Source organism: Desulfitobacterium sp., from assembly GCF_034927245.1.
Taxonomy (GTDB): Bacteria; Bacillota; Desulfitobacteriia; order Desulfitobacteriales; family Desulfitobacteriaceae; genus Desulfitobacterium_A.
The window spans coordinates 1-11,454 of the sequence record NZ_JAYFQK010000068.1 but is presented as its reverse complement, the minus strand read 5'-3'; the positions used below and the strand labels follow the sequence as shown (position 1 = coordinate 11,454).

Below are 11,454 nucleotides of genomic sequence, written 5' to 3'. Positions count from 1 at the left end.
GATGAAGAAGCCATCTCCTTGCATTTTTTACAAGGGATGGCTTTCTCCGTTTATCGTCATTTTTCCTGCATTATCACCATTTTGTATCAGCGCCTTTGGCGCTAAGTCTTTCACCGCCATTTAGCGTACGCGGTCACAACTTGGATATTGCCGTTGTCATCTCGGATGGAAGGACAAAATCTGATGCTGCTTTCTCCAAGCGAATTTATTACTGATTGGATAAAGGGCAGGTACTATAAATTGATAAAAACTGCAGTTAAATCTATTGATGACAGTATTAAAGATATCATAATTTGCGATATGGATAAGAAAAGCACTATAGATTTTGAAAAGGACGAAAACCTCAAGGGTGATTATCATATTTGTTAAATGAATTTGGATTTAACTCTGAGAACATAATTTCTTATGTTGCAGCAACGAATCCTGAGGGGGTCAGACTCCGTTGGGGAGGTTAAAAGGAAAGATTGGTGTAATGTATGAAAAAAGTAAAAATCACGGTGATGAAACAAACGATCTATCAGGATTTGATAGATCAATACGAAAATCCGATACAGCACGCCTGTGACGTGAAAGTCGGACAAATATATATTGCCAATGGCTGGGAAAAGCCAAAGGGCATGTGTAACAGTGCATGGGAAAGTATGTCCGCTTTCGTTATGACTCTTGCTCACGGTGGCGAAGATTTCTATGACGGCTGGATGAGGAATAAGAAGTCAGCAATGATTTCGTGTAATGACGGATTCCGTCCAGTAAGCTTTTTGATTGAGACACTGGATGAGGATTCGGAGTAAGGGATAAATTTGAATTTCGAGGTATATGTTTTGTTGAAAATGTAGAGCGTGAAGAAAAAAGGCAGAGAATCAAAGATGGTGGCTGCTCTCAGCCGTCTCTTTCAAGCGTGTCATTAAGCTTCACTTCAAAAGGTAAAACAAAGTTTTACATACCATTCTTTGCATATCTACTTGCTAAAGAATGGTAGTGACAAGTAGGTATAAAGATATATTGATATTTTTCGATGTGAAGCATATACTTAACACATCGAAAATATTAGATTTGAGGTACTGAAATGAACATACAAAATAAGTACGAAAGGAACGCCAAAGTGTTTAAGGCGCTTTGTGATTCGAATCGCCTAATGATCATTGAAATGCTTCAAAGTGGCGAAAGATGCGCTTGCGAAATGTTAGAAGGGCTTCATATAGGACAATCGACGTTATCACACCATATGAAAATACTTATTGAATCCGGGATTGTGGAAGGTCGACCGGAAGGAAGGTGGATGCATTATTCTTTAAGCAAGGAGGGCTGCGAAGCAGCGAAAAACCTTCTTGATGAACTTACAAAGTTAAAGGAAAATTGCAATGAGGGACGGGGCAAATGTGAGTGCTAATAATATTATAAAATATGTAAGTTAAAGGATGAAATAATATGGCTAAAGTTAAGGTAGCATTTGTTTGTGTTCATAACTCTTGTCGTTCGCAGATGGCAGAGGCTTTAGGCAAAAAGTTTGCCGCAGATGTTTTCGATTCATACTCAGCCGGTATCGAAGTAAAACCTCAGATTAATCAAGATGCTGTTCGGATTATAAAAAAGCTGTACAGCGTGAATATGGAAGAAACACAGTATTCAAAGCTTATTTCCGATATTCCTATGGTGGATATTGTTATTACAATGGGCTGTAATGTAAACTGTCCCTATATACCTTGTAAGCATAGGGAGGATTGGGGACTGGAAGACCCAACAGGCAAGAGTGACGATGAGTTTATGAGGACGGCTAGCATAATAGAAAGCAAGATTTTAGACTTAAAGAAACGAATATCCAACCACGAGATAAGGGTCTAATTAGAAAAGGAGTATGATGTATGTTGGACATCACCACGAGCAGGGAAGTGAAGATTTTACCAACCTCAAGTCAATTGACAACTCAGGATGTTTTAGGTTCTTGGAAGGCCCGTTGGGGAATCAACCGAATGAACTATAAAATAGAGCCGGGGCTTTATCAGTTAGGCAATCCGGATTCAAATGCACCTGTACTGGTCACCGCCAATTATAAAATGACCTTTGACGCACTGAGAAAAGAGCTAACTGATTTCGACGCCTGGATTCTTGTTCTGGATACAAAAGGAGTTAATGTTTGGTGTGCCGCAGGCAAAGGCACGTTTGGCACCACAGAGCTTTTAAATCGCCTTGCGCTTGTTCAACTTGAAAAGGTTGTTTCTCATAAAACCTTAATTTTGCCTCAATTAGGAGCACCGGGTGTCAGTGCGCACGAGGTACAAAAGTATTCTGGTTTTAAGGTAATCTATGGGCCGGTTAGAGCCAAGGATATCAAAGAGTTTATTGGGTTGGGGATGAAGGCCACAGATGAAATGCGAACCGTAAAGTTCAGTGCTTATGATCGGCTTGTGTTAACACCGATTGAACTTGTAAGTACCATTAAGATTTCCTTAATGATTTTTGGAGTGCTATTTTTATTGAATCTTATAGGCGCCGGGCCTTTTGGCGTTGTTGATTTTTATGCCTATATTGGTGCTGTTATTGTAGGATGTGTCCTTACCCCGGTATTGTTGCCTTGGATACCGGGACGGGCTTTTGCATGGAAAGGCTGGTTATTGGGATTTATTTGGATTATCATTGTTAACGTGTTGAATGAATGGCCATCCGCGCCCGAGTATAATCTATTAAAGGCTTTGGGTTATTTATTGATATTGCCTCCTGTATCTGCTTACTTAGCAATGAACTTTACAGGCTCATCAACGTTTACCTCTTTTTCCGGAGTCTTAAAAGAGATGAAAATAGCTATTCCGGCGATGATTATTTCGATAGCCTTAGGTGCAGTTCTAATTCTATCCAGCAGTTTTATTTAAGCATTAAGGAGATGTGATCCATGAAAAACCGATATTTAAAAAATGTCTCTACATTGAGAATCGAACCCGATAAATGCACAGGCTGTGGAAAGTGTCTTGAGGTTTGTCCACACCATGTTTTTGTTATGAGTAACGGTAAATCGGAAATCGCGGAGAAGGACAGCTGCATTGAATGTGGTGCATGTGTTAAGAATTGCCCGTTTAAAGCCCTAGCAGTTAATCCGGGAGTGGGGTGTGCGTCTGCCATAATTAAGGGTTGGTTAACTGGAACTGAGCCAAGTTGCGATTGTTCAGATGGTAGTTGCTGTTAATTTCTGAGAATAATGGGTACTTGATTCGACTGGTAAAAAGGCTGGAGCACTGGAGTTAAAAGAATGATCAGCAGCGGGCAAGAAATAATTTAAAGGCGTCGTATTCGACGCCTTTAAATTTATAATGATATCAGATACCTGCGGGGATATCAGATTGATGGGAGCAAATCAGAACAAATGACTATCTATTCTCGATTCCGACTATCATAAGTGAAGGATGTTCTGCTAGGTTATAATCAATAGGTGAAAATAGACGACTATAAAATTCATGAGTCATCCGAACATAAGGACGGGTTGGGAAGCAGGGGTTTTGTTTTACCACATTACCCCGTTGTCCGTTGCTTAAGCGGATACCTGTACCGGTTGGATAGGGAGTTATGCATTTAGAAAAGACATTTTTCACTAATTTAGGTTCAAAGAGCCTATCGGAATTAGCAATTAAATATTCATAAGCCTCATAAGGCTGATGGGCGTTACGATAAATCCTTTTGCTGGTAAGTGCTTCGTAAACATCCGCAATAGCTGCTAGTCTCCCATATTCATGGATTTGAGTTCCTTTTAACCCCCTCGGATAGCCGCTCCCATCCCAGCGTTCCTGATGTTGCAGCGCAATATGAGCCGAAACTATATTGATATCACGGTTTTTTCTTAGAATTTCGAACCCGTATTCCGAATGCTTCTTGATCTCATCAAACTCCTCCGGCGTCAAAGGCTCTTTTTTATTGAAGATTTCTGATGGAACCTTGATCTTTCCTACATCATGCATGAGCATACCCATTCCGAGTTCTAATAATTTGTCATCCGACCAACCCATGAAAATCCCCATAATCGAAGCAATGATCGTAGTATTTACAGAATGATGAAAGGTATAATCATCATAACCCTGAATCTCAATTACATTACCTAGCAATCCTTTGTTATCAAGAAGGTCGCTAATAATATTTCGAACAGCACTCTTAACCTCATCTAACTTACCTGAAAGAAGCCGTGACTCATCAATATTCTTATTTATACTTTGAACAGCTGCATAAGCAACTTCACGGGTTTTTAAGGACACAGCTGAAGTAATCTCAACATCTTCAAAAGTAGCATCCTCGATAAACATTGTATCAAAACCCAGATGAGCTAATTTATTGATATAACTTCTTGATAATGCTATTCCCGCCTGTAAAAGTACTTTGCCATTAGAAGCTACCAAAGGTTTAGCAAGCACAGAACCTTCATCTACATAGGCAATATTTACTAAACGCATTATTAAGACTCCTGTTCCATTTATAATTATTTCTAATAATGCAATAAATTAATAACATATACAAATTCGCCAAGTTTTTTCCAATTCCTTTTATAATTTATTATCTCAGCATATTTTTCCTAAAAAGAACAGAATTCGAAAGTATATGTTGGATTTGTGTTTAATGAGAGAGTAAGTGCTAACCATCTAACACTTTTATGGCGTGGGCATAGAATAAAAAAACACATTAACAGCTGAAAATACTTTTTGAGTGAATTGGGACTGGGGGAGATTATACTGAGAGTCGAAGTGACCGATTTTGATGGCAATCCCAAAATTAAAGAACTGTATGACGTCAAGTGGGATACAGTGGCTGCTGAAAAAGGCGGCTATGATCACTTCATGCTCAAGGAAATCTTTGAGCAACCCAAAGCCTTAGAAGATACGATGACAGGTCGTTTAGAGGAGCAACAGGTCGTCCTTCAGGAATTTAATCTGAGCGCCGAGGAAGTAAAAGACCTCCATAAAGTCTTTATCGTTGCTTGCGGAACGGCATGGCATGCCGGTTTAGTGGGTAAAACCCTGATTGAACGCTGGGTGCGGGTACCTGTAGAAGTGGATATCGTTTCGGAATTCCGATATCGTTCTCCTTTGATTGATAAACACACCTTGGTCATTGTGATCAGCCAGTCCGGAGAAACAGCGGACACATTGGCGGCGCTTCGTGAAGCGAAAAAACAAGGCGCGCATGTTGTTGCCGTTACGAATGTCGTCGGAAGTTCTGTCTCCGGTGAAGCGCATGATTCCATCTATACCTGGGCCAGTCCTGAAATTGCGGTCGCTTCGACCAAGGCCTATACGACCCAGCTTGAAGGAATGGTTTTACTCGGTCTCTATTTAGCACAGACTCGCGGGACATTGACTCCTGAGAAAATTGGGCAAGTCATTACCGCTCTCAAAGAGATTCCTGCCCAAGCGCAAGAAGTGCTGGAACAAGCGAAAGATATCAAGGATTTTGCGCAATCCTTTGTCGGAGTTAAAGATACCTTCTTCATTGGCCGAAGTCTTGACTGGAATGTCGCTATGGAAGGCGCTTTAATATTGAAGGAAATCTCCTATATTCATGCGGAAGCGTATGCTGCAGGAGAGTTAAAACACGGGACTCTCGCTCTGATTACTGAACAAACTCCGGTCATTGCGATTGCTACTCAAATGGATGTCTATGATAAGACCGTATCGAATATTAAAGAAGTCAAAGCCCGGGATGCCAAAGTGATCGGGATTACGTTCGAAGGGAACACGGATCTCACTAAATCCGTGGATCATGTCATCTATTTACCCAAAACAGTTGCTGAACTCGCCCCGATTCTAACCGTCATTCCGCTTCAGCTGCTCGCTTATTATGTATCGGTGGCCAGAGGTTGTGACGTGGATAAACCTACCTGATTCTCCACTTCGTTATTTTACTTGTTATAACAAATGTACCCTGTAGGGTAGACTTTTTTTCGTTGTCTACTCTATAGGGTACATTTTATTCTTTCCAGGCTATTTCATTCACTTCATGATAGACACCGTTGCTCTTGACTAATGGTTGGCAACTGCAAGCCCCCTAGTAGACCTTCACCGCCTAGTTAATCGCCATGCGTGGCTCACACACAAAGGCTTATTTTTTCACCAAAACCCTACTCACCTAACACTGCTAATATGCATAGGATACACAAAATGTAAAAGGAGAATGAATATGAAAGTCCTCGTGACTGGAGGAGCTGGCTTCATTGGCTCCCATCTTGTGGAATTTCTTCTTTGCCAAGGTATTGAAGTTTCCATAATAGACAATCTGGTATCTGGACAGTCGTATATTTCTCACCCGCTTGCGGTATTCCACCAGATGGATATACGCAGTAGAGATGCCAAGGCCGTTATTGTACGTGAAAAACCCGATGTTGTCTTTCACTTGGCTGCTCAGACAGATGTCCAGAAATCTCTTCAGGATCCGCAATATGATGCTCAGGTGAATATTTGTGGAACAATCAACCTTCTTGAGGCTTGTCGGGAGGCCCAGGTTCGAAAACTAATCTTCACATCTTCTTCAGCTGTGTATGGAGATCTGCATAAGGAATCCATTTCAGAAGAAGATCCGGTATCACCCATCTCCTATTATGGTTTATCTAAATGGGCCGCCGAGTCATATATTCTCCTTTACCATCAACTTTATGGAATTTCCTACACCATCCTACGCTTCAGCAATGTCTATGGCCCGGGGCAAATTGCCAAAGGAGAGGGTGGAGTAGTCGCCGTTTTTTTGGATCGAATCCATGCCCAAAAACAACTTAACATTCATGGTGATGGCGAACAAACGCGAGATTTTATATATGTAAAGGATGTAATCCGGGCAATTCAGGCTGCTGCTGAGCGGGGAGATCAGGAAATCATTCAGGTCAGCTCCTCCAGAAAGACTTCAGTAAACCAATTAGTCTCAACATTGTTCCAAATTCATGGATCGCCGGTCGAAATCATCTATACTCCAGCCAATAAAGGAGATGTGAAGCACAGTTGCCTAGACAACAGAAAGGCGTATGAACTGCTGCAGTGGCAGCCGCTGATAGACTTGTCAGACGGTTTAGCCGCCACCTATACCTATTCAAAAAAATAGGATTATTAATAAAAGGAGATGTTGTTGATAGTGCGCCTTCAAGACTTATATGGAACGTATGATGCCATATTCAGCCTAGGGGATCTTTGCATTGGCTCCCTTAAACTGAGACAGAACAACCTTAGGCCTTACGCAGGAGTTTTGGACTGGATGGCCACTCCTGAGTTATCTGATGTTAATCGTCTTTTAAAGAATCGTTTTATTGGATTTATGGACCTTCCCAATTTACGGGTTATCGGTTATGCCGGAGAAAAATATATTTGTGTATCAGACGATGCCTACCATTTTGTGTCCAATCACGATTTTGAGGTAGGAAAGAATTCATTGTCTCATTTAGGCAGCTATGCGGAAGTAAGAGAAAAGTTTGATCGTCGTATTCGTCGTTTTCTAGAAAAAGTAAACTCTTGTCAACGTATACTTTTTATTCGGACAGAAGGCGATCTGGGAGAAGCTAAAGAGCTTGAAAAGGTCCTTTCGGGTTTGGTCAAGAATGATTTTCGGGTGCTTCTTGTTAATCATACGAGTGTTAAAGAGTTGGTTGAAGACAATTGGCCTTTGGAAAAAGTGTGCGCAATTCAACTTCCCAGCGATAATAAGTTTACCGCAAATGATAGCCTCTGGGCAGAACTTCTTAAGGACATTCATATTAGCAATAAGGAGTGAAGACCATGTTCACAAACTCAACCATTTTGGTTACCGGGGGAACAGGCTCATGGGGACAGGAGTTGATAAAGCGCTTATTACTTCACAATCCGCAAAGAATTATTAGCTTCTCACGTAACGAAACCATCCAAGTAAAGATGGATCGTGAAATTGATGACCCAAGATTGATATCTTCTATAGGTGACGTCCGAGATCTCAGCACCTTGATTAAAGCGTGTGAAGGGGTAGATTTCATTTTTCATCTTGCCGCGCTGAAGCACGTGCCCATCTGCGAAAAACAGCCGTTAGAGGCTTGGAAAACGAACGTAATTGGAACACAAAATGTGATTGAAGCTGCAACTATAAATCGTGTAAAAAAAGTTATCAATATCTCAACTGACAAGGCAGCAAATCCGGTCAGCTTTTACGGAATGACTAAAGCGATTGGTGAAAAGCTTATCATATATGCGAATCTACAAAAAGAAGAGACGAAATTCGTGAATGTACGAGGAGTTAATATCCTCGGTTCCAATGGCAGTGTCCTTAATCTATTTATTGAGCAACTAAAAGAAAAACGTAATATCAGTATTACAGATAAAAAGATGATCCGATTCTTTATGACCCCGAAATCCGCAACGGAACTTTTACTAACGGCGGCCGAAGAAGGAAAAGGCGGAGAAACTTTCATTTTGACGTCGTCGCCATGGAAGATACTAGACTTAGCTGAGGTATTGATCGAAGCTTATGGTACGGCAGATACAAAAATTATCGAGATAGGAATTAGACCGGGAGAAAAACTTAATGAAGATTTTCTCTCATCGATTGAAAGTAACAATTCGGTGGTTTTGAAAAATCGGTACTTGGTAATACTTCCGTCGATTGAGATACCAGCCTTAAAGGAAGCTTATGCTTCTTGCCCATCCGTAAAAATGGAATCTTTTCCAGGGAACCTCCTCATGAACAAAGCAGAAATCAAACAAATACTAACTGAAGAGGGCTATTTGTCTCAATAATTATATTAATTAGACAGTAATCTGATGACAGATGCACATGTTCCCCGGCATCTGTCCTACATAAAGGAGATGAAAAAATGAAAATTTTGCTTGCAACCTATTGGAATATCCCTCATTTGGGAGGCGTATGGCCGTATATGTTACAACTTAAAGAAAAGCTGGAATCATTAAATCATGAGGTGGATTTACTTGGCTATGGTGATGAAGCCGGAAGTTTTGTGCACTTGGTTAATAAAAAGCAGCTTAATACAGATAAGTTACTGCCGCTTCTTAAATCAATGCTGAATGAAACTGATTACCCTGAAATCTATATGAATAAGCTTATAGAGTATACCGAATTCCGTCGTTATCTTTTTGAGTTGTCCACCGCCTATTTCGGTTTGGAATCCTATGACGTCATTCATACGCAAGATGTCATTTCCGCCGTAAGCATCAACCGAATTAGACCCCCAAAAGCGGCCCTTGTCGCCTCCCTCCATGGATCTGTTGCACACGAGATAAGGCTTCAGTTAGAGACCATCCACAAGTCTCCGACCTCCTATATGGCTAGAAGATATTTTGACCAACTGGAGTATAACGGCGCATCATCAGCAGAATACGTCATTCTCTGTAATCAATGGATGAAAAAAATACTAACCGATGAATTCCGTGTTCCCAACGAGAAAATCAAAGTGTTTCAATATGGTTATGATATTGAGAATTTTTTCCATCTAATGAGGAAGAAATCTGAGATTAAATGTCCCGCTAATAAGAAAGTAATCATGTATTCAGGCCGGTTAGTTCAAATTAAAGGTGTGGATCATCTTCTTGATGCACTCGGGCGACTAAAGGAAGAACGTCAAGATTGGATTTGCTGGATTGCCGGAGAGGGAGATAAGCTAGCTGAACTTCGCCTTCAGTGTAAGGTCCTAGGACTGGAAGAAGATGTTATATTTTTAGGAAATCGAGATGATATCCCAAGTTTATTGGCACAAGCTGACATTTTCGTACTTCCGAGCATTATTGAGAACCAGCCTTTATCAATTATTGAAGCCCAACTTGCGGGAAAAGCGATTATCGCCAGTGACGCAGGGGGATTGCCTGAAATGATCCAACACAAAGTTACAGGTTTATTGACACCTGTAGGAAATATAGAGTGTTTATGTGCCAATTTGAGTAAGTTGCTGAAAAGCCAATCTCTTCGAATTACACTTGGTTCTACAGCTAAGGACTGGGCTTTGTCTCATTGGTCACTAGACAAAATAGTAAATCAAACCGTAGAAGTTTATCAAAAAGCTATTACGGAAAGGAGACGAAATTTTAATGATTAGCCTCAGTATCATATGGACTAGGTTTATAAATATGTTAACACGGGTATTTATATATTTCGGGTGTTGGATAAAACACGTGACTCATATGGACGACGGCACAGAACCATTAAAGGTTAGCGTAGAACCAATAGTCGATGCTGTATCAATAGTCGATGCTGAACCAATAGTCGATGCTGATCCAATAGTCGATGCTGATCCGGTAGTCGATGCTGAACCAGAAGACGATGCTGAGCCAGAAGACGATGCCGAACCAGAAGACGATGCTGAGCCAGAAGACGATGCTGAGCCAGAAGACGATGCTGAGCCAGTAGACGACGCTGAGCCAGAAGACGATGCTGAACCAGTAGACGATGATGATTCAGCAGTCGATGCTGAATTAAATGACAGTTCAGACGGCGACCAATATATTATTTCAGACAATCATTTCAGTAATTTTCGTACCTGGCAGAATATTTTTAAATGTATTCCTAACGATTACGTTATTCCTAACCCTCAGTCTATCAATATTCTTCTGCCGATGACAGCTGAGCACTACCGCAACCTTTTCCCTACAGCGTCTAGGCATCCCAGTCTCTTGGTTGATGATCAGGTTTGGCAGCGAATCAAAGCCACTTTGCCTAAGGATTATCAGCTTCCGGATTCTATTCTTCAATTGGCATAGTGTACAATTAAGTCCCCATAACAGGGCACTTTCTTAATCCATTTCTATGAGCTTCTGGATGAGTTGGCCGTAGAGTTGTTTAAGGACCAGATATATTTTTGATAATTGATTTTCGTCAAATACGTGTGGGTTGCGTGTTTGACGAATTTCTTTGTTTTATATGTTAATTTATCATGTGACCTGAATGTTGTCGGGTTGAGTTGGAGGGATTGATTTTTGCGGTTATAGTTTCTAGGTTTATGTAATTTTTTAAAATTAAATAGTTTAATGCTTGTGTTTTAAGATTATTCTTGATATGATTACATCGTCAAGAAATACTTAATTTCAGAAAGGCACAATTCATATGAAGAAGCTGAGCGAGATGGTTGAATTGGTAAGCGGATCACCTCAATTTAGAATTACTGAAGTGTCTGATGTGAATGCTCCACTTTATACTTATTATGGTCAACCTGATATAGCGGATGACTTGGTTGATATCGTTTCATCAAACGTTGATCATAAGCAAGTTAGAACGCTAGATAAAGTCAATACGCTGTATACGGAAGATGTCGTATTTAGTCTAATATCCGGAATTTCAACGATCGTAAGAATTGCGCACGAGGGTTATCTCTACACCCAAAACTATGTTAAGTTGATACCCCATGAAAATATTGATTCACAGTATTTGGTTTATCTACTTAATGAAGATAAGTTAATTCAGAAGCAATTCCAACTGGGACTGCAAGGTTCGCAGGTTTTGAAATACACACTCAGACAAGTGAAAGAG

13 protein-coding genes and 1 pseudogene are annotated in these 11,454 nt (G+C 40.6%); 13 read left to right on the top strand and 1 reads right to left on the bottom strand.

Annotated features, from left to right (window positions below; translation table 11 throughout):
• Positions 1-147 precede the first annotated feature (147 nt).
• The 6 genes from VB077_RS16655 (at position 148) to hgcB (ending at position 3,178) form a co-directional block, all read left to right on the top strand.
• Positions 148-369, top strand: a complete 222-nt coding sequence (locus VB077_RS16655; protein ID WP_416337078.1) for a DnaA N-terminal domain-containing protein — start codon at positions 148-150, stop codon at positions 367-369.
• Positions 370-476: 107 nt separating this feature from the next.
• Entirely contained in the window at positions 477-791 is a 315-nt protein-coding gene (locus VB077_RS15575; RefSeq protein WP_323416176.1) for a TIGR04076 family protein, read from the top strand.
• Positions 792-1,072: 281 nt separating this feature from the next.
• Positions 1,073-1,390, top strand: a complete 318-nt coding sequence (locus tag VB077_RS15570; protein WP_323416178.1) for a metalloregulator ArsR/SmtB family transcription factor — start codon at positions 1,073-1,075, stop codon at positions 1,388-1,390.
• A 38-nt stretch (positions 1,391-1,428) separates the two neighbouring features.
• The gene (locus VB077_RS15565; RefSeq protein ID WP_323416175.1) at positions 1,429-1,842 is read left to right on the top strand and encodes an arsenate reductase ArsC; all 414 of its coding nucleotides are present in this window, start codon (positions 1,429-1,431) and stop codon (positions 1,840-1,842) included.
• A gap of 20 nt (positions 1,843-1,862) precedes the next feature.
• Entirely contained in the window at positions 1,863-2,867 is a 1,005-nt protein-coding gene (gene hgcA / locus VB077_RS15560; RefSeq protein ID WP_323416174.1) for a mercury methylation corrinoid protein HgcA, read from the top strand.
• Between the two features lie 20 nt (positions 2,868-2,887).
• The gene (gene hgcB / locus VB077_RS15555) at positions 2,888-3,178 is read left to right on the top strand and encodes a mercury methylation ferredoxin HgcB (protein ID WP_323416173.1); all 291 of its coding nucleotides are present in this window, start codon (positions 2,888-2,890) and stop codon (positions 3,176-3,178) included.
• Between the two features lie 181 nt (positions 3,179-3,359).
• On the opposite strand, the gene VB077_RS15550 is transcribed toward hgcB, so the two are convergent.
• Positions 3,360-4,430 carry an HD-GYP domain-containing protein gene (locus tag VB077_RS15550; RefSeq protein WP_323416172.1) on the bottom strand — a complete coding sequence of 357 codons (1,071 nt, stop codon included), beginning with the start codon at positions 4,428-4,430 and terminating at the stop codon, positions 3,360-3,362.
• A 282-nt stretch (positions 4,431-4,712) separates the two neighbouring features.
• Here VB077_RS15550 and glmS point away from each other — a divergent pair.
• The 7 genes and pseudogenes from glmS to VB077_RS15515 form a co-directional block, all read left to right on the top strand.
• A pseudogene (glmS, locus tag VB077_RS15545) lies at positions 4,713-5,855 on the top strand (glutamine--fructose-6-phosphate transaminase (isomerizing)); the annotation flags it as partial.
• A 295-nt stretch (positions 5,856-6,150) separates the two neighbouring features.
• Positions 6,151-7,062, top strand: a complete 912-nt coding sequence (locus tag VB077_RS15540) for an NAD-dependent epimerase/dehydratase family protein (protein WP_323416171.1) — start codon at positions 6,151-6,153, stop codon at positions 7,060-7,062.
• A 30-nt stretch (positions 7,063-7,092) separates the two neighbouring features.
• Positions 7,093-7,725, top strand: coding sequence for a DUF1796 family putative cysteine peptidase (locus tag VB077_RS15535; RefSeq protein ID WP_323416177.1), 633 nt, complete (start codon positions 7,093-7,095; stop codon positions 7,723-7,725).
• A gap of 5 nt (positions 7,726-7,730) precedes the next feature.
• Positions 7,731-8,717: a polysaccharide biosynthesis protein gene (locus tag VB077_RS15530; protein ID WP_323416170.1), complete on the top strand. Its 987-nt coding sequence runs from the start codon at positions 7,731-7,733 to the stop codon at positions 8,715-8,717.
• Between the two features lie 77 nt (positions 8,718-8,794).
• Entirely contained in the window at positions 8,795-10,027 is a 1,233-nt protein-coding gene (locus VB077_RS15525) for a glycosyltransferase family 4 protein (protein WP_323416169.1), read from the top strand.
• Between the two features lie 85 nt (positions 10,028-10,112).
• Positions 10,113-10,688: a hypothetical protein gene (locus VB077_RS15520; protein WP_323416168.1), complete on the top strand. Its 576-nt coding sequence runs from the start codon at positions 10,113-10,115 to the stop codon at positions 10,686-10,688.
• A 343-nt stretch (positions 10,689-11,031) separates the two neighbouring features.
• Positions 11,032-11,454 (top strand): restriction endonuclease subunit M (locus VB077_RS15515; RefSeq protein ID WP_323416167.1); only part of this gene is annotated, 423 nt, incomplete at its 3' end.